This is a genomic window from Neomicrococcus aestuarii, assembly GCF_014201135.1.
GTDB lineage: Bacteria > Actinomycetota > Actinomycetes > Actinomycetales > Micrococcaceae > Neomicrococcus > Neomicrococcus aestuarii.
Window position 1 is genome coordinate 2,177,217 of sequence record NZ_JACHDR010000001.1, and the last position, 25,952, is coordinate 2,203,168.

24 protein-coding genes are annotated in these 25,952 nt (G+C 61.1%); 16 read left to right on the plus strand and 8 right to left on the minus strand.

Going from position 1 to position 25,952, the window contains the following annotated elements; all coding sequences use genetic code 11:
* The first annotated feature begins 30 nt into the window (after positions 1-30).
* On the plus strand, positions 31-1,320 hold the full coding sequence (purD, locus tag HD598_RS09875; protein WP_183665560.1) for a phosphoribosylamine--glycine ligase: 1,290 nt from the start codon (positions 31-33) through the stop codon (positions 1,318-1,320).
* A gap of 2 nt (positions 1,321-1,322) precedes the next feature.
* On the plus strand, positions 1,323-2,216 hold the full coding sequence (locus HD598_RS09880) for a phosphoribosylaminoimidazolesuccinocarboxamide synthase (RefSeq protein ID WP_183665562.1): 894 nt from the start codon (positions 1,323-1,325) through the stop codon (positions 2,214-2,216).
* 492 nt (positions 2,217-2,708) lie between these two features.
* On the opposite strand, the gene HD598_RS09885 is transcribed toward HD598_RS09880, so the two are convergent.
* The 4 genes from HD598_RS09885 to HD598_RS09900 are packed head-to-tail and all read right to left on the minus strand — an operon-like array spanning position 2,709 to position 9,666.
* Complete coding sequence (locus HD598_RS09885; protein WP_183665564.1) at positions 2,709-4,520, minus strand: ABC transporter ATP-binding protein; 1,812 nt, start codon at positions 4,518-4,520, stop codon at positions 2,709-2,711.
* Positions 4,520-6,415 carry an ABC transporter ATP-binding protein gene (locus HD598_RS09890; protein WP_183665566.1) on the minus strand — a complete coding sequence of 632 codons (1,896 nt, stop codon included), beginning with the start codon at positions 6,413-6,415 and terminating at the stop codon, positions 4,520-4,522. Before HD598_RS09890 ends, HD598_RS09885 begins: the two co-directional genes overlap by 1 nt.
* A 29-nt stretch (positions 6,416-6,444) precedes the next feature.
* Positions 6,445-7,419 carry a metallophosphoesterase gene (locus HD598_RS09895; RefSeq protein ID WP_183665568.1) on the minus strand — a complete coding sequence of 325 codons (975 nt, stop codon included), beginning with the start codon at positions 7,417-7,419 and terminating at the stop codon, positions 6,445-6,447.
* Positions 7,420-7,422: 3 nt separating this feature from the next.
* Positions 7,423-9,666, minus strand: coding sequence for a transglycosylase domain-containing protein (locus HD598_RS09900; RefSeq protein ID WP_183665570.1), 2,244 nt, complete (start codon positions 9,664-9,666; stop codon positions 7,423-7,425).
* 36 nt (positions 9,667-9,702) lie between these two features.
* Between HD598_RS09900 and HD598_RS09905 the strand changes: the two genes are divergently transcribed.
* The 3 genes from HD598_RS09905 to HD598_RS09915 are packed head-to-tail and all read left to right on the plus strand — an operon-like array spanning position 9,703 to position 11,415.
* Positions 9,703-9,858 carry a DUF4177 domain-containing protein gene (locus HD598_RS09905; protein WP_183665573.1) on the plus strand — a complete coding sequence of 52 codons (156 nt, stop codon included), beginning with the start codon at positions 9,703-9,705 and terminating at the stop codon, positions 9,856-9,858.
* A gap of 53 nt (positions 9,859-9,911) precedes the next feature.
* Positions 9,912-10,388 (plus strand): RidA family protein, encoded by a 477-nt coding sequence (locus tag HD598_RS09910; protein ID WP_311539015.1) that lies wholly within the window; start codon positions 9,912-9,914, stop codon positions 10,386-10,388.
* A gap of 28 nt (positions 10,389-10,416) precedes the next feature.
* On the plus strand, positions 10,417-11,415 hold the full coding sequence (locus HD598_RS09915; RefSeq protein WP_221244819.1) for an NUDIX hydrolase: 999 nt from the start codon (positions 10,417-10,419) through the stop codon (positions 11,413-11,415).
* 96 nt (positions 11,416-11,511) lie between these two features.
* On the opposite strand, the gene HD598_RS09920 is transcribed toward HD598_RS09915, so the two are convergent.
* Positions 11,512-12,189 carry a Crp/Fnr family transcriptional regulator gene (locus HD598_RS09920; RefSeq protein WP_071894849.1) on the minus strand — a complete coding sequence of 226 codons (678 nt, stop codon included), beginning with the start codon at positions 12,187-12,189 and terminating at the stop codon, positions 11,512-11,514.
* Between the two features lie 303 nt (positions 12,190-12,492).
* Between HD598_RS09920 and HD598_RS09925 the strand changes: the two genes are divergently transcribed.
* On the plus strand, positions 12,493-13,710 hold the full coding sequence (locus HD598_RS09925; RefSeq protein ID WP_260170533.1) for a MarP family serine protease: 1,218 nt from the start codon (positions 12,493-12,495) through the stop codon (positions 13,708-13,710).
* Between the two features lie 80 nt (positions 13,711-13,790).
* On the opposite strand, the gene acs is transcribed toward HD598_RS09925, so the two are convergent.
* A complete protein-coding gene (acs, locus tag HD598_RS09930) occupies positions 13,791-15,773 on the minus strand; it encodes an acetate--CoA ligase (RefSeq protein WP_311539016.1) in 1,983 nt (660 codons plus the stop codon).
* Between the two features lie 234 nt (positions 15,774-16,007).
* Here acs and HD598_RS09935 point away from each other — a divergent pair, with 234 nt between their 5' ends.
* Genes HD598_RS09935 through HD598_RS09945 form a run of 3 tightly spaced genes read left to right on the plus strand, consistent with a single transcriptional unit; the run spans position 16,008 to position 18,521 of the window.
* Positions 16,008-17,027 carry a hypothetical protein gene (locus tag HD598_RS09935; protein WP_183665577.1) on the plus strand — a complete coding sequence of 340 codons (1,020 nt, stop codon included), beginning with the start codon at positions 16,008-16,010 and terminating at the stop codon, positions 17,025-17,027.
* Between the two features lies 1 nt (position 17,028).
* Entirely contained in the window at positions 17,029-17,820 is a 792-nt protein-coding gene (gene nth / locus HD598_RS09940; RefSeq protein WP_183665579.1) for an endonuclease III, read from the plus strand.
* The gene (locus HD598_RS09945; protein WP_071894852.1) at positions 17,817-18,521 is read left to right on the plus strand and encodes an NUDIX hydrolase; all 705 of its coding nucleotides are present in this window, start codon (positions 17,817-17,819) and stop codon (positions 18,519-18,521) included. Before nth ends, HD598_RS09945 begins: the two co-directional genes overlap by 4 nt.
* A 7-nt stretch (positions 18,522-18,528) precedes the next feature.
* Here the strand turns inward: HD598_RS09945 and HD598_RS09950 are convergent, their stop codons facing one another.
* Positions 18,529-20,283 carry a bifunctional 3'-5' exonuclease/DNA polymerase gene (locus HD598_RS09950; RefSeq protein ID WP_071894853.1) on the minus strand — a complete coding sequence of 585 codons (1,755 nt, stop codon included), beginning with the start codon at positions 20,281-20,283 and terminating at the stop codon, positions 18,529-18,531.
* A 134-nt stretch (positions 20,284-20,417) separates the two neighbouring features.
* Between HD598_RS09950 and HD598_RS09955 the strand changes: the two genes are divergently transcribed.
* Genes HD598_RS09955 through HD598_RS09970 form a run of 4 tightly spaced genes read left to right on the plus strand, consistent with a single transcriptional unit; the run spans position 20,418 to position 24,223 of the window.
* Positions 20,418-21,623 carry a hypothetical protein gene (locus HD598_RS09955; protein WP_183665581.1) on the plus strand — a complete coding sequence of 402 codons (1,206 nt, stop codon included), beginning with the start codon at positions 20,418-20,420 and terminating at the stop codon, positions 21,621-21,623.
* Positions 21,624-21,679: 56 nt separating this feature from the next.
* Positions 21,680-22,891, plus strand: coding sequence for a TadA family conjugal transfer-associated ATPase (locus HD598_RS09960; protein WP_183665583.1), 1,212 nt, complete (start codon positions 21,680-21,682; stop codon positions 22,889-22,891).
* Positions 22,875-23,630: a type II secretion system F family protein gene (locus tag HD598_RS09965; protein ID WP_183665585.1), complete on the plus strand. Its 756-nt coding sequence runs from the start codon at positions 22,875-22,877 to the stop codon at positions 23,628-23,630. The genes HD598_RS09960 and HD598_RS09965 overlap by 17 nt, the downstream gene beginning before the upstream one ends.
* Positions 23,627-24,223, plus strand: coding sequence for a type II secretion system F family protein (locus tag HD598_RS09970; protein WP_183665587.1), 597 nt, complete (start codon positions 23,627-23,629; stop codon positions 24,221-24,223). Before HD598_RS09965 ends, HD598_RS09970 begins: the two co-directional genes overlap by 4 nt.
* Here HD598_RS09970 and HD598_RS09975 read toward each other — a convergent pair.
* Positions 24,201-24,365 carry a hypothetical protein gene (locus HD598_RS09975; RefSeq protein WP_183665589.1) on the minus strand — a complete coding sequence of 55 codons (165 nt, stop codon included), beginning with the start codon at positions 24,363-24,365 and terminating at the stop codon, positions 24,201-24,203. The genes HD598_RS09970 and HD598_RS09975 overlap by 23 nt on opposite strands.
* 151 nt (positions 24,366-24,516) lie before the next feature.
* On the opposite strand from HD598_RS09975, the gene HD598_RS09980 reads away from it, so the two are divergent.
* The 3 genes from HD598_RS09980 to HD598_RS09990 all read left to right on the plus strand — a co-directional run bounded on the left by HD598_RS09980 (position 24,517) and on the right by HD598_RS09990 (position 25,941).
* Entirely contained in the window at positions 24,517-24,789 is a 273-nt protein-coding gene (locus HD598_RS09980; protein ID WP_183665591.1) for a DUF4244 domain-containing protein, read from the plus strand.
* A gap of 199 nt (positions 24,790-24,988) precedes the next feature.
* Entirely contained in the window at positions 24,989-25,480 is a 492-nt protein-coding gene (locus HD598_RS13580; RefSeq protein ID WP_260170535.1) for a TadE family type IV pilus minor pilin, read from the plus strand.
* Positions 25,477-25,941, plus strand: a complete 465-nt coding sequence (locus tag HD598_RS09990; RefSeq protein WP_311539018.1) for an Rv3654c family TadE-like protein — start codon at positions 25,477-25,479, stop codon at positions 25,939-25,941. Before HD598_RS13580 ends, HD598_RS09990 begins: the two co-directional genes overlap by 4 nt.
* Positions 25,942-25,952: the final 11 nt, after the last annotated feature.

Below are 25,952 nucleotides of genomic sequence, written 5' to 3' on the forward strand. Positions count from 1 at the left end.
ACAGGAGTCTACGGGCCTACAGGTAGGGTTATGGGCGTGAAAGTACTTGTGTTGGGCCCCGGTGGTCGTGAGCATGCAATCGTCAAAGCACTCCTACGTGACCCGGCCGTCTCCGAGGTGCACTGCGCACCGGGAAACGCCGGCATTGCCCAAGAGGTAACCGTCCACGCGATCAACGCGAATGACCCGGTAGCCGCGGTAGCGCTAGCCCAAGAGCTGGGCGCCGACTTGGTAGTGGTAGGCCCAGAGGCACCTCTTGCCGCAGGCGTCGCTGACGCACTCGTGGCGGCAAAGATTCCCGTGTTTGGTCCCGCGAAGGCCGCCGCACAGCTGGAAGCGTCCAAAGCTTTCGCGAAGCAGATCATGGCTCAAGCCGAAGTTCCCACCGCCATGGCGCGCGTCGCCGAAACCGAATCCGAGGCAGCCGAAGCCCTCGACGTGTTCGGCGCACCCTACGTCGTCAAAGATGACGGCCTCGCCGCAGGTAAGGGCGTAGTAGTCACCGAAGATCGAGAAGCAGCCCTCGAGCACGCGAAGGCATGCTTCGCCGCCGGAGGCACCGTGGTGATCGAGGAATACCTCGACGGCCCAGAAGTCTCCCTCTTTGTCCTCAGCGACGGCCACCACGTAGTGCCGCTAGAACCAGCCCAAGACTTCAAGCGCATCTTCGACGGCGACGAAGGCGCAAACACCGGCGGCATGGGTGCTTACACCCCGTTGCCATGGTTGCCGCACGGATTCGTTGACGAAGTGATCAACCGTGTGGCTATGCCGGTCATCAGCACCATGGCCGAACGCGGCACCCCCTTCGTGGGCGTGCTCTACTGCGGCCTTGCCGTCACCAAGCGTGGCATTCGCGTCATCGAGTTCAACGCCCGCTTCGGTGACCCCGAAACTCAAGCCGTGCTGGTTCGACTCGAAACGCCTCTCGGCGGACTGCTCCTTGCGGCAGCCCGTGGCGAACTCGACCAGGCAGAGACGCTCCGCTGGAACGCAAACCCAGCAGTCGGCGTCGTACTGTCCTCCCCGGGGTACCCCGAAACCCCCACGACCGGCGGAACCCTCGGCGGGCTCGAAGCCGCGGAAGCCAACGGCGCCTCCGTCCTGCACGCAGGAACCGCGCTCGCAGACAACGGTGACGTCGTCAGCGCCGGCGGACGCGTGCTCAGCGTGGTGGCCCTCGGCGAATCGCTCGAAGCCGCACGTGATGCCGCGTACGAAGGCATCTCCAAGATCACTTTGGACGGCGGACACTACCGCACGGACATTGCACTCAAGGCCATCAACGGCGAGATTTCGGTAGCAGGAGGAACGCGCTAACCATGAGCGATGTTGTGGCATTGGACGGCTGGGAGCACATCTACTCGGGCAAAATTCGTGACCTCTACGTTCCTGCAGGAACGTCTGTGCAGGAAGCGGACCGCGTGCTGGTAGTGGCCAGCGACAAGATCTCCGCCTACGACTTTGTGCTGGATTCGCAGATCCCAGATAAGGGCAAGATCCTCACGCAACTAAGCCTGTGGTGGTTCGGGCAACTCTCATCTGTTCCTAACCACGTGCTGTCCACCGACGTGCCGGACGCTGTTGCCGGCCGCGCCATGGTGTGCGCGAACCTGGAGATGTTCCCGATCGAGTGCATCGCCCGCGGGTACCTCACCGGTTCCGGCTTGGCCGAATACCGCACCTCCGGAACCGTGACCGGTTTGCCGCTGCCGACCGGACTCGTGGACGGGTCCCGCTTGGAGCCGGCGATCTTCACGCCGTCCGCCAAGGCCGAAGTGGGCGAACACGACGAGAACATCACGTTTGAACAGACCATCGACCGCGTCGGCGAGATTGTGGCCGAAGAGCTACGCGAACTCACATTGAAGGTCTACAGCACCGCCGAGCGCATTGCCCGCGACCGTGGCATCATTCTGGCGGACACCAAGGTGGAGTTCGGCCGCGACCGCGCCACCGGACGCATCACCTTGGGCGACGAAGTGCTGACCCCGGACTCTTCGCGCTTCTGGGACGGCGCCACCTACGCGCCAGGTAAGTCGCAGGACTCCTTTGACAAGCAGTTTGTGCGCGACTGGCTGACCTCGCCCGCCTCCGGGTGGGACAAAAACTCGGGCGAGAAGCCGCCGGTGCTTCCCGAGGAGATCATCGAGAAGACGCGCTCCCGTTATGTGGAAGCATACGAGCGTCTCACGGGGCGCACGTTTAGCGTGTAGCGTTTCGCGCCTCGCGTCTCCGCGCCTCTCGCTTGTCAAGACGCATGTTTGGTGTCTGGCGCGATGCATGGTTGGCGCCTCGCGCCTTCACTTTCACAGTGGCTAGCTCTTCGGGGCTAGCCACTTTTCTTTTCGCGAGCGCGCCGGGATTTGGCTACATGTAGCTGGTGTTGCGTGATCGTACGTTCAGAGACTACGTAGACGCAACACCAGCTACGTGTGACTTGGAGCGACGTGTTTGGGTGGGCTGACTCGTAGCCAATGTTGCGCCTCGAAGAGCGTGGCGGCGTCGGATTCCGGTCGGATCGTAGCGATTGTTGCCTGACAGCCAGCCAGCCAGAAGCGCCAACTCAACAATTGCTACGAATAACTGAGATGAGAGCAGTGGTGTCAAGGCGAAACCGTAGCGAACGTTGTATCCGTCGACGCCAGCACCATCCAACGAGTCACCAACGAACACCAGAGTGGCTCACGCGTGAGCCAAACAGTTTCCTACCGACCCAGGCTGTCCTGCCAGGCCTGATCGAGCGCGGCATAGCGACCGCCTTGGGCGATGAGCTCGGCGGGGGAGCCGTCCTCCACGATCTTGCCGTCGTGCACCACCAGTACGCGGTCGGCGATCTCGACGGTGGACAGCCGGTGCGCAATGATGATCGCGGTGCGGTTGCCCAAGAGCTGCTGGAGTCCGTGCTGGACCAAGCGTTCGCTCGGCAGATCCAGCGAGGACGTGGCCTCATCCAGAATCAGAATGGCCGGGTCCGCGAGGAACGCGCGGGCGAAGGAGATGAGCTGGCGTTGGCCTGCGGAGACGCGGCCTCCGCGCTTGTTCACGTCCGTGTCATAGCCGTCGGGCAGTTTCTCGATGAACTCGTGGGCGCCCACGGCGCGGGCGGCCAGGATGATTTCATCTCGCGAAGCAGTCGGCTTGCCCAATGCAATGTTGTCCGCCACGGTGCCGCTGAAGAGGAATGCTTCTTGGGTGACCATGACAACGGCCCGGCGAAGATCCTTCGCGGTGAGCTTTTTGATGGGAACGGAGTCGATAGTTAGCTCGCCGGAGCGCACGTCGTAGAAGCGCGCCACCATCTTGGCGAGCGTGGACTTGCCTGCGCCTGTCTGTCCTACCACTGCGACGGTTTGGCCGGCCGGGATGGTCAAATCAAACTGCTCCATCACCGTGGGGCCGGCGCCGTACCCGAATTCCACATTCTTGAACTCGATGCGCCCCTTGGCGTTCTTGAGCGCAATAGGCTCGGGGTCTTCCACAATGGTGGGCTCTTCTTCAAGCAGCCCAGAGACTTTCTCGAGCGCCGCGGTGGCGGACTGGAGCGAGCTGTAGAAGTTCGCGATTTCATCCACGGGGGAGAACACCCGCTTGGAGGCCAGCAGCAACGCCACCAGGGTGCCCACCAGCAAGGTTCCGTTGATGACCCGCAACCCGCCAAACAGCAGCACAGCGGCCACCGTGAGGTTGCCGATCACTACGAGTGACGGTTGGAGGACGCCGAAGAGGTTGATGGACTTGATGGAGTTCGCGCGGTACTCCATGGCGACGTCCTCGTAGGCGCGGTCATTCTCGGCTTCGCGGCGGAACGCCTTGACGGCGCGGATGCCGGTCATGGTCTCCATGAAGGTGGAGATCAGCCGCCCGGAGACCACGCGGGATTCGCGGTAGAGCACTTCGGAGCGCTTTTGGTACCAGCGGAAAATGATGGCAATCGGGATGCTCGCCACGATGACCACCAGGAAGCTCCATCCATCCAAGAACAGGATCGACGCACCCGTGAACACCACAAAGAGCACGCCAGATACCAGCGCCGTGAGGCCCTGGTCCAGGAATTCGCGCAGGGTCTCCACGTCAGAGGTTTGCCGGGAGATGATGCGACCGGAGGTGTAGTTCTCATGGAATTCGAGGCTGAGGCGTTGCGTGTGCCTGAAGACGCGCAAGCGAAGATCCAGCAGCATTTCTTGGCTCACGCGCTTTGACGTGACTTCGTACCAGCCCAGGAGCGGTCCGGCCGCGCAGGAAGCAAGCAGGTACAGGCCGCCGACGACAGCGAGCGGCACCCAGTCGTTTCGTTGCGCCGCGGGCAGGGCCCAGTCAATCGCCCACGCGATGAGCAACGGGAAGGACGTCCGTGCGATCGTCGAGAGCACAATGAGGACGGCGGCCAGAATCAGCAGCGCCTTGTTGGGCGCCGCGAGGGACACCAAAAGCTTCCAAGAACGACGGCGTACTCGCTTGCGTTCGTCCGCGTCCAGCCGGATGAGATCTTCGTTGGCAACGCCACGTACTTCACTCATTACAGGATCTCCTCCACGGTGGGAGCTTCTTCAAAGCTTGAAATGACGTCGCGGTAGGCGGCGCTGCGAGCGAGCAGTTGCTCGTGGGTGCCCACGTCTTGAATGGTGCCGTCCTGCAGGAGCGCCACGCGGTCTGCAAGGACCACGGTGGAGGGGCGGTGCGCCACAATCAGCGTGGTGGTGTCCTCGAGCGCGGCGCGCAGGTTTTCCGTGACTTGTTCTTCCGTGCGCACATCGAGCGCGGAGAGCGGATCGTCGAGCACTAGGACGGATGGTTTCGCGGCGATGGCTCGCGCGAGCGAGAGACGCTGGCGCTGACCGCCGGAGAGCGAAAGTCCTTGCTCGCCGATCATGGTGTCCACACCCTCGGGCAGTTCCTTCGCGAAGTGCGCTTCGGCCACGTTCAGGGCTTCCTCAAGTGCCTTATCGGTTCGCTCGGGCGCACCCAACAGCACGTTGTCGCGCACGGTGCTGGAGAACAGAATGGAGTCCTCGAACGCGATCGCCACTCGAGAGCGCACGGTATCTAGCGGCAGCTCGCGAACGTCCACGCCATCGAGGAGCACACTGCCACCGGTGACGTCGTACAAGCGCGGGATGAGCTCGCACAACGCGGATTTTCCGGAGCCCGTTGGCCCCACGAGCGCCATGGTTTCGCCCGGCCGCAGGCTCAGATTCACGGACCGCAAGATGGGCGCGTCCGGGGCGTCGGCGAAGGCGAACGTGACATTTTCAAGTTCCAAGGACGACGCCGCAGCTTCCGTCCCGCGGTCAGCCTCACCGAGCTGGGGGTCAGCTGAGGCGGCCGTGGCTGAGTCGGCTGGGGTGGTTGCGGTTCTGGTTGCGGTCCTGGTTGTTGAGGTCCCCGTTGAAGCCGTGATGGCCGCGGGGGAGACGATGGTGTTGGTGGCGTCGAAGACGTCGAAGTAGCGATCCAGCGCGGTCTTGGTCGCGAAGGTCATGCCCAAGAGCATGCCGACGTTTTCCACCGGCCGGGCGAGGACAGCGGCCGTAGCGAAGAAGGCTACGAGCCCACCAACGGTGAGTTCGCCCTGAAGCACCAGCCAGGTGCCAAGGATCAAGCCGATACCCAACACCAGCTCGGGGACGGACACAATAACCGCGAGGAAGGACGCGATGGTCTTGGCTTTGGTGATTTCGGTTTCCCGCAGGTCCATGGCCCGAGCTTCGAAATCATCCAAGGCTTCTTGACCGCGGCCGAACGCTTTGAGCACGCGGATACCCTGAACGGATTCTTCAACGTTCGTAGCAAGGTCGCCGGCCTGATCTTGCGACAGTCGGCTGACGCGGCGGAAGCGGTTACGGAAGTAAAAGCTGCGGATCATGATGGGAATCGCGCCCACTAGGTAGACGAGTCCCAGAATCCAGCTCGAGGAGAACATCACCACCAGGCCCACCACAATGGTGACGCCGGAGACCACAAACATGATGGCGCCAAAAGCCAACCAGCGCCGCGTATGGCTGAGGTCGCCCATGGAGCGAGAGAGCAACTGCCCCGACGCCCATTTGTCATGGAAGCTCACGGGAAGCTGCTGCAAGTGCTTGAAGAGCCCAATGCGCATTTCGGCTTCCAGCAGTGACGCCGGAGTGATGACGAAAACGCGCCTCAAGTAGATGAAGACGGCTTCGAGTACGCCGAGCACGGCAACCACCGCGGTGACCCACCACAACGCCGAGACCGGGGTGCCCGGGTGCAACACGTTGTTGACGAGCTCGCCCATGACCTGGGGGATTGCGAGGGATACGATGCCCGCCGCGAGAGCAGAGAGGAACCCGCCAAACAAGCGCCCTGAATAGGGTTTGACGAACGGGCCCAGCCTGCCAAGAGTCTGGAACAGGGTCGTTGTTTCGGTGTCGTTTGTTTTAGGTTTCACTCGAGCACATTCCGCACGCTACATGGTGGTCAAGCGGCTCGTGCTGTCATCCTCATCAAGATCGCCTCGGGTCGGCAGGCCACGCGGATCGGTGCGAACCGCGATGTTCCGATGCCCGCGGAGACTTCCAAAGGAATGGTGCGTCGAGCCGCAGCTGCGCCCGCCGTCCACGTGCTCAAGCCTCGAGCCTGACTGGTTGGCAGATCGCAATTACTAACTAAAGCACCATACCCCGGGATGCACACTTGTCCGCCATGGGTGTGTCCCGCAAAGATCATGTCCGCCCCGGAGAGCGTGAAGTAATCCAGCACCCGCTGGTACGGCGCGTGAGCCAACGCAATCCGAGGCCGCACTGCCGGACGCAAGCCTGCGTCGTCGTACTTCCCAAAATTCTCCGGCCAACCCGCGTATTTCTCGTAACCCAAATGCGGGTCATCCACGCCGGAAAAATCGATCTGCTGCCCGGCAATCTCAGCCGTGAAGTTCGCGTTCGTGGCGTTCAGCCACCCGGCATCCTCGAAGCCATGATGCATCTCGCGCCACGGCAGCTCAAGCTTCTTCTCGGGCACGCCATCGCGCGACGACGGTCCCGCGAAATAGCGCAAAGGGTTCCGCAACGTCGGCGCGAAGTAGCAATTCGATCCCGGCACAAAAACGCCGGGGAACGCCATGAGCGGCTTCAGTGCGGCCAAGAGTCCGGGCACGGCCTCGGGGTGGGAAAGATTATCTCCCGTGTTGATCACCAGATCCGGGGACAGATCCGCGAGCTCCGCCAACCACCGCGTCTTCTTCCGCTGGTTCGGAATGTAGTGGATGTCCGAGATGTGCAGGAGCGTGATGTCCCGGTACCCCGGAGGGAGCACCGCGACGGTCTCCTGACGGAGCTCAAACTGATTCTTTTCCCACGTCCCATACGCGAGGCCAGCGGCGCCACCAAGGGCTAAAGCCCCCGTTGAACGAACGAGGGCTTTAGCGAGTGGACGTGAAGCGAGAGGAATCGTCACGGTTTAGCCGTTGTCAGCGTTGTTATCCGTGGACTCATCCGTGGTGCCGTCGTCAACCTGAGTGGTTCCGGCCTCGTCACCACTGGAGCTATCCGGAGTGGTGTTCGGGATCGGGGTGATCGTTGGACCCGGAGCCTCATCAGGCTCGCCGAAGTCTTCAGAAGGGTAGTAGCCGATGACGTCCTTCATGTACGCGAGCCACATGGGGCTAGCGAAGGTAGCGGAGTCGGCGTAATCGTAAACCTGGCCGTTGATCTCCATGCCGAAGATCGGAGCGTTGGAGTCGTTACGACCCACCCAAGCAACCGTTGCGATACCCGTGGAGTAGCCGGCGAACCACGTGGCAGCGGCACCGTTAGAAGTACCGGTCTTACCGGCGATTGGGGTGTCATCCATGGTGTTTCGAGCAACGCGCTGACCGGCGATCTTGGACAGCGTGCCGTTCAAGTTGCGGACCACGTTCTCATCCAAGACCTGTTCGCAAGAAACCTCGGGAGCCTTGTAGGAGTTGCCTTCGGCATCCGTCACGGATTCAATGGCGCGTGGTTCACAGCGGGTGCCCTTGTTGGCGAAGCTCGCGAACGCAGCCGCCGTCGCCATAGGCGTCACGTTTTCCGTACCCAGCACGAACGGCGGGTTAGCCGCACGCTGGATCTCTTCACCCGTGGCAGGGCTCGTGTAGGTGGGGGACATGAGCTTGAGGCGTGCAGCGACGTCCTGAATCTTGCAGAGATCAATCTCCGAGGCCTCAGCAACGGTAGCGGTGTTGATGGACCAGTACAGGCCGTACTCCACGGTCATGTTGCGCTTGAAGCCATCAGAAGCGTTGTTGACGTTCCAGCCGCCATCCTCTTCATCGATGGAGTTCGTGTAGCCGCGAGCCAAGCAGGATGCTTTCCACTGGAACTCGTTCTCGTAGAAGTCGCGGCTCGCGTCAATCTCATCCCACATGTTGTTGCCGGATTCGAGCCACGCGAGGGTGGTCATTGGCTTCATGGTGGAACCACCCTGGAAGCCGCCGGAGCCGCCGGTAGCGCGGTCCGTGTTGAAGTTGTACTCGGTGTACTGCGTACCGTCTTGCGGCGAGTAGATCTTGTTCTGCGCCATGGCCAGCACGTTGCCGGTCTTGGGATCAAGCGAGATCAGCGAGGTGCCGAGGTTGGAGGAGTCATTCGCTGGAATAGCAGCGCGAGCTTCCTTCTCAGCTTCCTTCTGGAGACGGGAATCCAGTGTGGTCTTGATGACAAGGCCGCCGCGGTAGAGCTTGCGGGTACGGTCGGCCACCGTGTCGCCGAACTGCGAATCGTTCACGATCAAGTGCGTGATGTAGCCACAGAAGTTGTTGGCGTACTTAGCCGCGTAGCAGCCGGAACGAATTTCCTTGACCTTCAGTCCCAACGGGGACTTCACCGCAGCCTTATATTCAGCCTGCGTAATTTTCTTGTTATCCAGCATCTTCGCGAGCACCAAATTGCGGCGCTTCAGCGTAAGTTCAGGATTCTTGATGGGGTTGAAAGCTGCGGGGCGCTGCACCATTCCAGCGAGCATGGCGGACTGCTGGATGTTCAGCTTGGAGGCTGGGATCGAGAAGAAGCGCTGCGCAGCAGCTTCCACACCGTAGGTGGTGCCGTTGAACAGCACAATGTTCAAGTAGCCCTCGAGGATTTCATCCTTCGAGTACTTCTTCTCAACAGCGATGGCGAGCTTTGCTTCGCGCAGCTTGTCCTGAATGTCCTTGTTACCGGAGAACGTGATCTGGGACTGGTCCACACCCTTGGAGGCGGCGTCATTGATGAGGACGTTGTTCACGAACTGCTGCGTCAGCGTGGAAGCACCTTGGGTGCTGGAGGACGTCAGGTTGTTGATGAGTGCGCGGGCGATACCTCGAGGGTCAACACCCGTGTGCTCAAAGAAGCGCTCATCTTCAATGGAGACGATCGCGTCCTTCATGTTCTGGGAGATCTTGTCGATCGTCACCGGTACGCGGTTTTCCGCATAGAACGTGGCAAGTACGGTGCCGTCCTTGTCGAGGACCTTAGACGGTTCGGCCAGCGGTGACTCACTGAGTTCAGCCGGGAGGTTTTCGAAAGCCTCAATGCCAGCGGTTGCCGCGTTTCCGGCGACCATCGCGCCAGGAATCAACAAACCGGCCGCAAGGACTCCACACAAACCAGCGATGCCGAAGAAAGAAAGGATCTTTCCGAGCGTCGTGGCAGTGTCAAAGAAAGGTGAATTACGCTGCGCCATGCGGTCTAGTTTACTCGGAGGGACTAGCCTGAATTTATGACGACATGGGAATACCTCACCGCACCGGTGCTTATTCATAACACCAAGATGATTCTGGACAACTTTGGAAGCGAGGGATGGGAGCTGGTGACGGTGATCCCCGGCCCGAATTCCAGCAATTTGGTGGCATATTTCAAGCGCCCTAAGCAGTAACGCTTAGCACTTTCATAGCGTTACCAAACGCTAAGCAAACTCTAAGGAGAAATGTGGAACAACAAGCTGTGTCGGCAATTGAACGCCGCATCCTCGAACTAGGCCGCGAGCTTCCTAACGTCGTGGCCCCGGTGGCCGCGTACCAGCCGGCCGTCGTTTCGGGCAACTACGTCTACACCTCGGGTCAGTTGCCGATGGTCAATGGCGCCCTTCCCCTCGTCGGCAAGGTCGGCGCTGGCGTGAGCGCGGAAGAGGGCAAGGAACTTGCCGTAACATGCGCCCTAAACGCATTGGCCGCAGTCAAGAGCGTTATTGGCGATCTTGACCGTGTGAAGCGCATCGTTAAAGTTGTAGGTTTCGTTGCTTCTGATGCAGAATTCACGGGACAACCGGGCGTTATCAATGGCGCTTCGGAACTATTGGGACAGGTGTTTGGGGATGCTGGCACGCACGCGCGTTCTGCCGTGGGTGTTGCTGTGCTTCCGCTGGACGCTCCAGTTGAAGTTGAATTGATTGCAGAATTCGAATAATCCGATGAGTGCCTCGCCGGCTGGGGAGATGTCCCACCCGGCGACGGCGCCTATCGCCATTGCGCCGGAGAAAAACGACCCCACGGGCGTTGTTCGCCGGCTCTTTCCTATTTCCCCGCAACAGCGCGAGGCCGCCGCTCAGTGGATGTCCATTCCTGACCGCACGCCCCGCGCCACCCGTCGCGCGTCCTCCGTGGTGCTGGTGAAGGATTCGCGAGTGGGCGTGCAGACCTGGTTGGGGTACCGCGGTCCTGATTCCCCGCTGGGGCAGGTTGCGTTCCCGGGCGGATCTTTTGAGGCGAACGACGACGCAGCTTACGTCTGGCACGGACCCTCAGTTGGCGAGTGGGCCAAGAAGATGTCGATTGATGATCATCGGCTCGCAAAAATGTGGGTTGTCTGTGCGATCCGCGAGCTCTTTGAAGAGACGGGCGTCTTGCTAGCGGGGCCCGATTCTTTGTCTACCGCGGAGATCCGCGGCGGCGAGCTGAGGGAAACGCGTCAAGCAGTTGCCACGCAGGACCTGAGTTTTTCCGAAGTTCTGGCCCGTCGTGGGTGGGGACTTCGCACCGATCTGTTGCGGCCGTTGTCCCGGTGGATCTCGCCGGACTTTATGCACCGCCGCTTTGATACGCGGTTTTTCGTGGCTGTGGTTCCTCCAGGACAGTCCCCATCCTTGCTTGAAGGCAAGAGCCAGTGGGGCGAATGGGTAGTCGCCAAGGACATTATTGAACAGCGTGCCACGAGTAGCTTGGGCGATCACGTCGCCGAGGCCATCAGCGTGTTGGGCGGTTCCAGTAGCACTCAGGCTGAAACGGTGGGCCGGCCGCTGAGCCACCTCACGACGCCAGCCGTGGAAGCCATCCTTGAAAAGATCTCTTCCACTCGCGGGTGCGTGGCCTATTTGAGCTGCACTCGAAACCTCAAGACGTACACGCCGGAGCTTGTTAAAGTCGGCGGGGAGTACTTGCTGGATATTGCTACGGCCAATGCGCCTGAGGGTGGAGCGATCGCCCGCGGGCGCTAATACGGCCTCACAAAGACAACGAAAGAGCGGTTCCTCGGTGTGTACCGAAGAACCGCTCTTTCGTTGTGTGGAGCGCTAGTGCGTTCCGGTGAAGATTTAGCGGGAGCGCTGACGCAAACGCTGGATATCCAAGATCACCACGGCGCGAGCCTCGAGGCGCAACCAGCCGCGCTGCACGAACTCGGCGAGAGCCTTGTTCACGGTTTCGCGGGAAGCGCCCACTAGCTGAGCCAACTCTTCCTGAGTCAGTTCGTGAGCAACCAGGATGCCATCGGTAGCTGGACGGCCGAAGCGGTCTGCGAGGTCCAAGAGGGCCTTGGCTACGCGGCCAGGAACGTCAGAGAAGACGAGGTCGGCGAGGGATTCGTTGGTGCGGCGCAAGCGGCGTGCCAGAGCCTGCAACAGCTGTACGGAAACATCCGGGCTGGTGCGAATCACGCGACGAAGGTTCTCGTGGCGCAAGCCAGCCAAACGGGTCTCAGACACGGCGGTGGCCGTCGCGTTGCGCGGATTTGGATCGAAGAGAGCCATTTCACCGAAGAGCTCGCCTGGGCCGAGAACGGCCAAAAGGTTTTCGCGACCATCAGGGGAGGTGCGACCAAGCTTGATCTTGCCGGACACGATCACGTACATCTGATCGCCCTGATCGCCTTCGCGGAAGACGGAGGCGCCACGGGAAAGGTCTACCTCGGTCATCTCTTCGGTGATTGCCGCAAAGACGTCATCGCCTAGATTTGCGAACAAGGGGGCCCGACGCAACACTTCACTGTCCATTGCTTCTCCTGTTAAAACTTGTTATTACGCTTATGCCATTCTGCCGCACAGCGGCCCAATGTGAAGACTTTGCTGGAAAATTCCACAAAAAAGCCGTATCGGAATGCACACTCGGTTCTCAAAATACGCCGTGCCGTGCAATTCACACTGGATACGCGCCGCCTGTCTCAGGCTTGGCACAGATTACACATCTAGACTTAAGTAATCGTCGAGCCCTCGCTCTTATTCCCGCTTCTGCCCAGAAGTTGAATATTTGACTATACCGGATCGACGATTATCCGCCAGCAACACGGGAGTCTGTCCTTGCCATTTGCCCCGGCCATCGTCGAATTCAACATTGCCCAGCTCAACGTACTCGACCTCGTAGTGCTTTTGATGTTGGTGCTGTTCTTCATCTCCGGAGTGCGGAAAGGCCTTGCTGTCACGCTGGGATCCGTCGCCGGATTTGTAGCTGGCGGTATCGCAGCGTTCTTCGCCATTCCCTTGGTTTCCTCGTGGGTCTCTGACCCCGCCTGGCGACTCTTTGTCGTCATCGCCGCCGCGGTCATCCTGATTGTCACCGGTCAGGCGATTGGCTCGGCCATTGGTCGCCGCATTCGTCTTTGGCTGAACTTTCCCGCTCTCAAGGGCATGGACCGTCTCTTTGGCGGCATCGCCAATTCGGCGGTCGCTGCCTTGGTCATCTCTGCTATCGCATTCTCGGTATCCAGCATGGGTATTGGACTGGCGTCTCAACTGATCTCAAGCTCCAAGGTCATCTCCGGCATCCGGAATGTCACCCCGGTTCCCGTTTCCCGGGCATTGGCCGAGGCTCGCGCGCTCGTGATGGGTCAAACCATCCCTGAGCTACTGGAACCCTTCGCTCCTGTTTCAACGCCTCCTGCCACGGATTCATTGCCGGAGTCTGAACAGCTTGCTCTCGCGGCCGAATCCGTAGTTCGCATCAAGGGAACCGCTATTGCGTGTGGCGTGAACCAGACCGGATCTGGCTTTGTGGCCGCCGATAATCGCATCATCACCAACGCCCACGTGGTGTCCGGCATTTCCGAGCCGGTCGTGGAAACCCTCGACGGGGTTGCCCTGCCGGCAGACGTGGTCTATTTCGACGCTGAAAAAGACCTTGCCGTTTTGGCCGTTGAAGATCTGAGCGAGGAACCCCTCGACGTGGGGGACCCGTTGGATACCGGCGACCAGGCCGTCTTCATGGGCTACCCAGCCGGTGGACCGTTCGCGGCGGAGCCTGCCACCGTGCAGTCCATGCGCAACGTCTCCGTGCAAAACATCTACGGCTCCGATCCCGCGCTCATGCAGGTCTACCAGCTCGCAGCTAACGTGCAGCAGGGCAACTCCGGTGGTCCATTGCTCACTGAAGATGGCGATCTCATTGGCGTGATCTTCGCTCGCGCAAAGGATGGCCTCTCCGTGGGCTACGCGATCGGCATGGACGAGGTGCAACCGGTCATCAACGCCGCCCCTAGCTTGTCGGAACCCGTCTCCACGGGAGCTTGCACCACCAACTAGCCGGCGCACGATTCTAGGAATGCAAAAAGGTGGGTCGCAGTACCGTTTGGTACTGCGACCCACCTTTTTAGTCGGCGCTGTTACTTCTTGAGCGCGTCCGTGATCTGCTGCATGACGGACTGGTCGGCGAGCGTGCTCGCGTCACCGCCCACACGACCTTCGGCGATTTCCTTGAGCAGACGACGCACGATCTTTCCGGAACGGGTCTTAGGTAGTTCCGGCACCACCAAGATGGTGCGCGGCTTGGCGATCGGGCCAATTTCCTTGCCCACGTGGGCGCGCAGTTCCTCAACAATGGTGTCGCTGTTTGCGGCCTCACCGCGAAGGATGACGAAGGCCACCACGGCTTCACCGGTGGTTTCGTCCGCGGCACCTACGACGGCGGCTTCCGCAACCGAAGGATGGGAAACCAGCGCGGATTCGATCTCCGTGGTGGAGAGTCGGTGACCGGACACATTCATGACGTCATCCACGCGGCCCAAGAGCCAGATATCGCCGTCGGCGTCCTTCTTGGCGCCGTCGCCGGCAAAGTACATGCCGTCAAAACGGGACCAGTAGGTGTCCTTGAAACGCTCTGGGTCCTTCCAGATGGTGCGCGCCATGGAAGGCCATGGATCGCGGATGACCAAGAGGCCGCCCTGGCCGTTTTCCACGGAGTTGCCGAGGTCATCGACCACGTCGATGGTGATGCCCGGAACGGCAACTTGAGCGGAGCCAGGCTTCGTGGCGGTGACGCCGGGAAGCGGAGCGATCATGTGAGCGCCAGTTTCGGTCTGCCACCAGGTGTCCGCAATCGGAGCTGGGTTTTCGCGGCGCTTGCCTACACCGGCGTTGCCGCCGAAGACATCGCGGTACCACATCCACGCTTCAGGGTTGATGGGTTCGCCCACGGATCCGAGCACACGGATGGAGGAAAGGTCGTGAGCGTCAACGAGCTCGCGGCCCCACTTCATCATGGTGCGGATGGCGGTTGGAGCCGTGTACATCACGGTGACGCCGTACTTCTCCACGAGGGTGGCCCAGCGGTCGCGACCCGGGGTGTCCGGCGTTCCTTCGTACATGAGCTGCGTCGAGCCGTTGACCAAGGGTGCGTAGGCCACGTAGGAGTGTCCGGTAATCCATCCCACGTCGGCGGTGCACCAGTACACGTCAGATTCTGGGTGGATGTCGAAAGTGTCGCGGTGCGTAACGGCGGTCTGCGTCAGGTAGCCGCCGGTGGTGTGCAGGATGCCCTTGGGCTTACCTGTGGTTCCGGAGGTGTAAAGGATGAAGAGCGGGTGCTCGGAATCGTGCGGGACGGCAGTGTGCTCGGTGGAGGCAGTCTCAACAACGTCCTTCCACCAACGGTCCAGACCGTCAGTCCACTTGATGTCCTGGCCGGTGCGCTGTACCACCACCACGTTCTCCACGGTGTGACCGGGCTTCTCCAACGCCGCATCCACGGCGTCCTTGAGGCCGGAGGCCTTGCCGCGGCGCCACGTGCCATCGGAGGTCACTACAAGCTTCGCTTCGGCGTCGTCGATGCGGCTACGTAGAGCGTCAGCGCTGAAGCCACCGAAAACCACGGAGTGAATAGCGCCGATGCGCGCACATGCGAGCATCGTGATGACAGCTTCTGGGATCATCGGCAAGTACACGGCCACGCGATCGCCCTTGGAAACACCCAAGGACTCGAAAGCGTTGGCGGCCTGCTTGACGCGCTCGGTGAGCTGGACGTAGGTGATGGTCTCCTGGTCGCCCGGTTCGCCTTCAAAGTAGATGGCGACACGGTCGCCGATACCGCGTTCAACGTGACGATCCAAGGCGTTGTACGCGGCGTTGAGTTCGCCACCTACAAACCACTTGGCGAAGGGTGCATCGGAGAAGTCCAGCGTCTCTTCGAAGTCTTTGTCCCACGTGAGCACGGATCGTGCTTGGTCTGCCCAGTAAGCGAGGCGGTCAGCGTTGGCTTCCTCGTACTTATCAGCCTTCGCGACGGCTTGGGCCGCGAACTCCGGGCTAGGCGGGAACTTGCGATTTTCCGTCAGCAAGTTGTCGAGCGTTGCGGATCCATTATCAGACACGGCTATCCCTTCCACGATGAAAGTATCTGTGACACAGGTTACAGAGTGCTGTTGTGTGTCACCTATTTGGAGACGCCTTCGTGGTGCGAACGGCAGAAATTCTGCGATGAGTGGCCGTTTCATGCCTTACGTTTATCCACATGGTTCCCAAGGGGGACAGCGCCTCCGGGGTAGTCTGAAAGTAGCGCCCTCAGGGGCGTTCTAGACCTTTTGAATGCATACAGGGAGTTCGGCATGAGCGCTGGTTCGGATCGATTGACGGGGACGCTGGGCAAACTCACCGTCCGCGACCTCGTGGTGGTAGGCGGCGCCCTCTTGTGCGTAATTGCCTCCTTCGTGCCGCGTTACGTGGCCGCGAGCGCTACGGGCTTGTACCTTCCTGGCGTTGATGGCGTGTGGATCAACAATTGGTCTTTGACGTCCAACCTTTTTGACAACCTCGTCAAGGGCGTCTTCCCGCTGGCCGTTGCCATCATGTTCGTGATCCGCCGTTACGCGAATCGTTCACGCTTTTCGATCGCCTCACTCACGCTGGATCAGTTTGCCGCAGTCGCCGGCGTTGCGGCCGCTCTTGCGTACGTGATTGAGTTCGCGACCATCATCAACATCGCCCCGGCTCTCGGAATCATCGGAGCTGTTGCCATCATCGTGGGCACATCGATGTCCCGTTACATTGGCGCCTTCCGCAAGGACTTTGTCCCGAGCGATGCCGCATTCTTGAGCGGCGCCGTCGTACTGACGGAGCCTAAGCCGCGCGCGCCTAAGCCGGTAAAGCCTGCGGTTCCTGTTTCTACGTACGACGCCGCAGCTCACCCCGGTAGCTCGGCTGAGGATTCCAGCCCGCTCTTCTCTGATGAAGGTGCGGATTCAGAAGTTTCCTCGACTTCCGTTCGTTCCACGGATTCCGTTCCTGCCAAGGATGAGAAGCGCCCCGCGCCGACGGTTGCGCCCGTAGTTGCCACGGAGTCGACCACTGATTCTGACAAGGCAGTATCCAACGAAGATGACTTTGACGTCATTGAGTCGTCAGCCGCGGATGCGGATGACGCACCGCGCGATGAGCCTGAGGCGTTCTGGTTTGCTGTTCCGGCCGAGCGCAACGCCGTGGATCCGAACACCGGGGAGACAGCGTTTACGTTGGAGCCGGGCACGTGGATTCTGGCGCTTGAAGATCGCGGCCAGGAATTCTTGGTGCAGGACACGAACGGAACTGTGGGTGTTCTGCGCGATCTGAATGGTGTTGAGCGCGGCTAGTATGCGCAATTTTCAGGGCGAAACGGAGCTTGGTCGTAAACGCCGGGCCCGTAAGATCTTCCGCACGCTCGGGGAAACCTACCCCTACGCCGTGGCCGAATTGGACTTCTCCAACCCGTTCGAATTGCTCGTGGCTACGGTGCTGTCCGCGCAAACCACGGACGTGGTGGTTAACGAGGTCACCCCGGTGCTCTTCGGCAAGTACCCCACGCCGCAAGCGCTCGCCGAAGCGGATCTGAGTGACGTCCAAACCATCATCAAGCCCACCGGATTTTTCCGCACGAAAGCGGAGAACATTGTGAAGCTTGCCCAACGGATCTACGTGGACTTCGACTCGGTCGTTCCGGGCCGCCTCGAAGATCTGGTGACGCTACCGGGCGTGGGACGAAAAACCGCCAACGTGGTGCTGGGCAACGCTTTCAATACCCCCGGCATCACTGTCGATACGCACTTCGGCAGACTCGCCCGGCGCTTCGGATGGACCGATTCCGAGGACCCCGTAGCAGTGGAGCACGAGGTCGGGGAGCTGTTTGCCCGCAAAGACTGGACCATGCTCTCCCACTACGTGGTGTTTCACGGCCGTCGAATCTGTCACTCACGTAAGCCCGCGTGCGGCGTATGCCCTGTGGCTCAGTGGTGCCCGAGCTTCGGCGAAGGTGAAACGGACCCGGAGAAAGCCAAGAAGCTCTTGAAGTATGAGATGGCGCCGGGCCGCGAAGAACTCCACCGACTCATGCTCGAAGGCGCCACACGCCGCGAATTGCGTGCCGCTGGATATAAGTTGTCAGCATGAGCGCACGCGAAGACCTCAAACGGGTCATCCAAGCCCACGCCCCTGCGGTGGAGCGCGGCCAGCGCGAGCCGATGCCCAGCAAGTGGACGTTCGGCCGCGTCGAAGATGAGACCGCCCGGAACGCCGCAGTCCTGATTCTCTTTGGTCACTTGGATGACGTTCCGGCGGTCTCACACGACTCGACGGTCCCCGGGGACCTCGACGTGCTCTTGCTGGAGCGCTCCGCGAACCTGCGCAAACACCCCGGTCAGATCGCTTTTCCGGGTGGGGGAGTCGACGACACAGACCGGGATGTGACGCACACGGCGCTTCGCGAAGCGGTCGAGGAAACTGGCTTGGATCCTGCCGGCGTGGAAGTGCTGGGGCAGCTTCAGATCGCCGAGCTTCCGGTGACGAACTTCTTGGTGACTCCCGTGATTGGTTGGTGGACCAAGCCGTCACCAGTCCAAGCGGTAGACGTCAACGAATCCCGCACTGTCTTCCGGGCGCCCGTAGCGGACCTGCTAAACCCCGAATTTCGCCGCAGCGTCCGCGTCAAAAGAGACGGACACACTCATTTCAGCCCCGGTTTTGTGGTGGGAGAGCGCGTGGTGTGGGGGTTCACGGCGATCGTGCTGGACAGGCTTTTCAACGAAGCCGGCTGGACCATCCCGTGGGAACCAGCGCCAGAAATCGTTCCGCCGTTCTCGTCGAAACACTAAGTTTCAGCTACTTCGCGTCCGAGTACCGATCCACGATCGCCACCGTGAGCGGAAATTCCACGGTGGTGTCCCCGAACATCCAACGCGTCGCCTGAGCCGCGGCGTCCAACACGCACTCGTGGACCCGATCGGCGAGCCGCTCGGGCGTGTGAACCATAATTTCATCGTGCAGGAAGAACACCAGCTCAGGCCGAGACGCGTCGTCGTCCTCCACAAAAACCGTCGCCAACTGCCTCCGCAACTCCGCAATCCACATCAGCGCCCACTCTGCCGCGCTGCCCTGCACCAAAAAATTGCGGGTGTAGCGGCCGCGAGTGCGAGCAATGTTCCCGGCACGCGCTTGCTCCTCCTGAGTGGAGGTCTGCTGGGACGAGAGCCAGCGTGGGCCCGGCGCGGGAGTGGTGCGCCCCAAATGAGTGGAGACCACGCCGCCCTGTTCGCCGGAGCGCGCCGCCTTCTCGAGCGCGGCAATCGCCGTGGGATAGAGCTTTCGCAGCGTGGGCATGAGACGTGCGGACTCGCCCGTGGTGGCACCGTACATCGCCCCGAGCATGGCAACTTTCGCATGCGCGCGATCGCCGCCGAAGCCCTGCTCCGCCACGGACTCGTACAGATCCTTACCGCGAGACGCCGTGCTCAGACCTTCATCGCGGGACATGGCGGCCAGAATGCGTGGCTCCAGCTGAGAAGCATCCGCTACCACGAGCTTCCAGCCAGGCTCGGCGAGCACCGCCTCACGAATCCCGCGCGGAATCTGCAGGGCCCCACCGCCGCGAGAAGCCCAACGCCCCGTAATGACGCCGCCCACCACGTACTCAGGATGGAACCGGCCGTCCCGTACCCAGGTCTTGAGCCAGTGCCAACCGTTCGCCGTATAGAGGCGATACATCTTCTTGTAGCGCAGCAGCGGCTCGATCACCGGGTGATCTTTGCCTTTAAGCTCCCACTTGCTCGTGGAATTAACCGGGATACCGTTGCGCTGCAGCGCGCGCACCAAATCCTGCGGCGAATCCGGATTCAGCGACGGCGTATAGAGCAACTGGGTAATCTCTTCTGCGAGCGCTTGGAGCTTAGGTGGGCGCTGACCGTGCGGAGTTTCCGTGCCGAGCGCTTCCTCGAGGAGACGTTTGTGCTCGGTCTCGTTCCACGGCAGCCCGAAGAAACCCATCTCCGTTGCCGCGATGGCTCCTGCGGACTCCGCGGCAATCAGCATGCGCAAACGGTTCCCGGCGGGGGAGTGCGGGATGGCGGCGAACTGTAGACGAAGCTCCGCGATCTGGTATTCGAGGGATGCGTTCTTCTCTTTGTGCGGCTCAAAAAGGGTCTCTTGCGGGGAGGCTCCTGGATCATTTTCTGGCAAGAACTGCGTGAGCGTGCCGTGGTTTTCCTCATGCCAGTCCGCGCTGATTTCGTCGATGTAGGAAGTGCGGACCGTGTTGGCTGCGAAGCGCAGCAGGTTCCTGGTCAAGCGCAGATCGTGCGCGCGCTGGATCGCGATCGGGCGCGCAGGGCGGGTGGCTGCGTCCGCTTCCAGGATGCGGCGGTACCAGCGGGTGGTATCTGACCACACCCATCGCGCGGTGGGATGCTTTTGCGTGATGTCGCGTGCTGCTGCGGCGAGGGAAGCTGATCCGAAGTTCACCATCGGGTGACCGATTTCCTGCAGGTCAGCGTCGAGGAATTGGATGACGCTCGAGGCGGCTTGGGCTTCCAGTTCCGGTTGGGACACGGAGTGGGTGGCCACCACTACGTAACGTGTCATGCGGATGTGAAACCTTCGGGCAGTGCGGACTTTATTCACCCACAGTAGTGGGTTGCGGGCGAAGAATCGGTGATTCATCCACAGTTGCGCCGGGTGCTGAGCGTGGCGGTGTGGCTGCGGGGCACTGTGGGGTCATGAAAACTTTTGACACAGCAGTGAGTCAGGATGAGGAATCGATTTCCTTCACTAAGCGTCGTCGCAGCGCCAACGTTCTGGTGGTGACGGACCTTCCCGGCCTCTCGGATGAAATGGTGCTGCTGGCGACCGTTGCCGGGGCGGATGCCGCGGTAGTGCCGGTGGCTCAAGCGCGCGGGGAGTGGTTGCGGGACGGCATGGATCTGCACGGGTGGGATCCGCGCGTGGTGCTTCTGGGGCCGGATGCGCTTGCGGCGGCACCGCACTCGCCGGCGGACATGCTCACGTCGGAATGGGTGCTGCTGGGTAGCGAAGACCATCAGGAAGCCTTGCTGGCAGTTGCGGCGCGCTTGCCGCGGATGCGGATAGCGATCATCCCGTTCGCGATGGAATGGTTAGGAAGCTTCCTGACGGAATTATCCCGGCGCAACGGCGAATCTGAGCAGATCACTTTTATGGGATTGGCTGGGGGAGTTGGTACCAGTACGACGGCGGCCCTGTTCGCAGCGCGTTGCGCCGGTGCCGGGCAGTCCGTGGTGTTGGTGGATGCCGACCCGCTCAGCGGCGGGATCTGGGAACGCTTGAGCCGCGAACCGCATCAAGACTCTGCGTGGGAGTCTTTGAACCGGAATGAACCCGTGCCGTGGGGCGTGCACATCGCCGAGGTGTTGCCTCACCATCACGGGGTGAGCGTGCTGACGTGGAGCCCCGAGGCGAGTGGTCGTGGTGTGGCCGGCAATCTGCCTGCGGACTTTGTGGCGGAGACCATCCACGAACTGCGCTCAGCGTACGACTGCGTGGTGGTGGACGCAGGACGTATTTCACCCACAGCCCTTCAGCTTGCCGAATCTTCTGAGCACAACGTGCTGGTGGCCCACGCCGTGGGTCTTGCGGCCGGTCAGTCCGATGTGTTGATTACCGGTGCGCGCTTCGGTGCGGTTCCCCGGCGCTTTGGGCTGGCCATCCTAGGGCCGCACCCCAAAGGCTTTGACGCCTACGAACTTTTGGAACGCACAGAAGCCTCCTTCCGCTCGTCCCTGCCGCTGTCGAAACGTGTTGCCACTATGAGCGCTCAAGGTCGGGTCTTCGAAGCCTCCACGCTGGGCGCCGTCCGTCCGTTCCTGGATGATCTGGCATTCGCTACGTTCCTCAGCGAGGATCGGCACTTTGAAGACCGCCGCTATTTCGATGAGCGGTACGCATGAGCGCGGTTCTGACTTCGGCCCTCAACTCAGCGCCGACTTCGGTGACGAGTGCAGCCGTGAGTTCAGCGCCGATCGAGTGGCGCGCGCTGCCGCCTGGAAGCGAGATTAGCGATGAGCATTTGCTGGCGCATGTGAGGGAACAAGCTGCGCTTGTGGAGCGCCCCTTGACTACCGCGGATCTCGCGGATGCCGTCCGTGCTGTGGGCCGAGCAATTAACGGTGAGGCGGCCGCTCGGGCCGTGTTGATGTTGCGCGAACATCTGGTGGGTTTAGGCCCGCTTCAAAAGTATGTGGACATGGATTCTGTGACGGACGTCCTCGTGGATGGTAGTGGGCAGATCTGGACGGACGGCGCTCGCGGTCTTACCTGTCACGGGAGGGGGTTCTCCGGCCCGGACGAAGTGCGAGAACTCGCCGTGCGCTTGGCATCACGGGCAGGACGACGACTCGATGACGCCCAACCCTTCGTCGACGCCATGGTTGCCGGGTACCGACTTCATGCCGTGATCCCACCGGTCGCCACGGAAGGCACTCTCATCTCCATCCGGCGCGCCACCCGCGAAGCGCTCACTCTGACCGAATGGTGCGCGGACTCCAACCGCGAGTGGCTCCCGCTACTGGCCGCAATCGTGGCTGGCCGACTCAACTTTCTGGTCAGCGGCGGCACCGGAACCGGCAAAACCACACTCCTCTCGGCACTACTCACCGCCGTTCCGCAATCCGAACGCCTCGTGATCGTCGAAGACACCCAAGAGCTCCGACCCGAGCACCCCCACGTCGTTTCTCTTCAGTGCCGCACCGCGAACGTTGAAGGCACCGGCGTGGTGTCGCTGACGGACCTGGTGCGCAACGCCCTGCGCATGAGACCAGACCGACTAGTTGTCGGGGAATGCCGCGGCGCCGAGGTGGGCGACTTCCTCTCCGCCATGAATACAGGCCACGAGGGAGCCGGTGGAACCGTACATGCCAACAACGTCGAGTCCGTTCCCGCCAGGCTCTACGCACTCGGCGCGCTCGCAGGTTTGGATCCTGTTGCGCTGGGCTATCAAGCCTCCAGCGCCATTGACGTGGTCATTCACATGCAACGTCGTGCCGGACAACGCTACCCGGCCGAGATCGCGCGGTTGGTCATGGACGAAGGCCGCCTCCACGTGGAAAGCATCGCAGTGAGAGATGCCAGCGGGACGCTTCGATGGGGACCCGGCGCTGACTGGTTCCGGAGGATCCTTGACGAGCGCGAGGTGGATTCTCATGGTCTGGATCATTAGCGCCCTCGCTGCGGCAAGCGTGTGGTGGTGGCTACGCCCGGAACCCCACCCTCTCGCGAGCTCTCACCAGAGCGGGCTCAGCGCTTTAGTACGACGACGCAGCCTTGCGTCCGGTTCTCCGCCTTCTGGCCGGTGGAACCTCCGTTTACCGTGGACGCGAGCCGGTCAGGACGAATGGATTGTGCAAGAGCAGACCGCGCAAAGCGTGCGAAAGGTTGCGGCGCTGATGCGCGCAGGGGTTCCACCTGTTAAAGCGTGGGAGCTTATGGCGCATCATCATGTTTCCACTGGTGCTGATGGAGAGTCGGCTCAAGAGTTTGCGCTGGTTGCCAAGCGGGTCAGTGCCGCAATGAGGCTGGGCCTTGAACCGGACCAGCCGCTCCAGAAAGCATCCCGAGATTCCGGAGACTTGTGGTCGCGTTTGAGCTGGTGCGTGAGTCTGAGCAAGAAAACCGGTACGCCGCTGTCCACCTTGTTCGAACAAGTCGCGGCGGATGAGACGGACCGAGCCGATCGCGGACGAGCACTCGAGAGCATCCTCGCCGGACCTAAGACCACGAGCCGACTCCTCAGTTGGCTTCCCGCAGCCGGTGTGGCGATGGCTCAACTGCTAGGGGCAGGACCACTAGCCGTTCTGTTCGGCAGTCTCTTCGGTCTCGCTCTCTTGGTGGGTGGCTGCCTGTTGTGGTTCACCAATCTCTGGTGGAGTAATCGACTCCTTCAGCAGGTGATGCGGTGAACTCGCTCATCACCATGGGAATCATCGCGGTGCTCGTCGCGGGGGCTGTCTGGATATGGATGGGTGCAGATCAACCTCGTAGACGAGTGCCTGGTCCCGGTACGCAGAAGAGCCAAGGACTCCTTCCGCGACGGGGCAATAGCGAATCGACCCCGTCAGCCGATGAATCCGTATGCCTCGTCGAAGACAAGGTTCCGCTGATTTTGGACCTCACCGCGGCAATGCTCAGCACTGGGCTTTCTCTCACTGAGGCGCTGCGCGCTTTGGCGATGAGTGTTCCCAGCTGTAGACCGCTCACCCGTGTGGCCCGATCGCTTGAACTCGGAATGAGCTGGGAAGACGCGTGGGATGGTGTTGACGATCAGCTTCGTCCACTCGAATCGGCGCTCGCGTTCTCCCGGTTGGCCGGCGCCTCGAGCGCCAGCTTGCTCAAGGATTCAGCGGCATCCTCGCGCCGAGTAGTCCACCGAGTCTTTGAAAAGAAGGCGAGCGAGCTCGGCGTCAAGCTCATCCTGCCTCTGGGTCTCTGCGCACTTCCAGCGTTCATGCTTTTGGGCGTCGGCCCACTCGTCATCTCGCTCTTGCCGCGATGAGGTTCATTGCAATGAGCTTCACAACATCCAGGTTCACGGCATCCAGCTTCACAACATCCAGGTTCACGGCATCCAGCTTCGCAACATCCAGGTTCACCCACAAGCTGCGAAGTTCCGTGCGCTCACCCTCAGATGTCCACATTCTTCGCAGTGGGCGCCGCGAAGGAAAACAAAGCGAACAAAGCTAAAGGTGGCCACTTCATCCGAAGCAGAGCCACATCCAACCGAACTATTCATCCAACCGAACTATTCATCCAGCCGAACCAGTCATTCAATCGAAATTAGGAGATCTCATGTCCACCAATCACCACAATTCCGGCGTCGTTCTTTCGTCTGAGGCAGTACCTACGCCACACCCCGTGGACGCCTTGGCCTACGTACATAACTTCGACGGCCAACGCTCTTCTGCCGTGAACCTCTCCGCAGAAGAGGGCATCGCAACCGCTGAATTTAGCATCGTGACGCTTGCCGCCGTTGGCTTCGCCGGGCTTCTCGTCACCATCCTTGCAAGCGGTGAAGTCCGCGAAATGTTGCTCGGCATGGTCCGCAGCGCACTCGGCGGATAACACCACGCTCACCGAACCACGCAGCGCTTACCTACACAGCGCTTGACCACACTGCGCTCAGCACTCATCTCTCACGACTCAGCGACTGACTCACTCACAGAAGGGAACGGCAATGTCACCACGCGGCACTCATCGTCCACACCGAGCCCGACCACAAGCGGCAAAAGGATGGCGGCCGGAGAGGCGTCGCTCTCCCAATATGCAGGACTCTGCTGCGGGTAGTCACAAGCGATTTGAGAGAGATGTAAACAGCGAAGAGCACGTACGTCGCGGAGCGCGGGTACAGGAACGAGTCCGACGTTTTGATACTCCTCACTTCCCAGAAGACGGTATTGACGACGACACTCGTCGAGCGCGAACGGCTGGTAGTAGTACTGCCGAAGTGGCGGTACTACTACCAAGCATCGCGTTGTTGCTCTCGGTGCTCTTGTGGGTGGGAATGGTAGGCGTAGCCCAAATCTCCGTGCAGCAAGCTGCCCGGGAAGCAGCACGCGAATTGGCGCGAGGCGAAGATTCTGAATCGTTCATGGCCACCGTCAAGCGGGTGGCCGGCGATCAAGCCACGGGACGTCAAAGCGGCGACGGGAATCTCACCCGAGTGATCGTCGCAAAGCCCGTCTCCATGGGCGGCATCGAGTGGCTCACCATCCAGGTGTCCGCCGAGGCGAGCGTCTTGAACGAGACCCCGTGAACAGCCATCACGCAGCTGAACCTGCGAGCGAAAACGAACGCACCGACGAACCCACTCGGGAACACCACCACGAACCCGGTTTCACACGCAGTCAGGAACGCGGAGCAGGAAGCGGACTGATGCTGGCACTCATCGGGTCGGCCATCATGCTGATCGGCATGGTGCTAGCGATCGTCACAAGCGTGAGCGCCCAATCCAAAGCCGCGACCGCGGCCGACTTAGCTGCGCTCGCAGCAGCAGACGCCGCACGAGGACTGACCTCGGGGGAGCCGTGCCAAGTGGCGGCGCACCTGGCGAGCGCTCATGACGCGGAACTGACGTCTTGCCAGCGTGACGCTGGCGGCCCAGGAGCCGTGGCTGTCACGACGCGAGTATCAACGGTCTATTGGCTCGAATGGATACAAGATTTCGATCTTGCGGGAGTGGGCAAAGCTCGGGCCGGTCCGCCGCCCATCGAGTGAGGGGCGAAGAA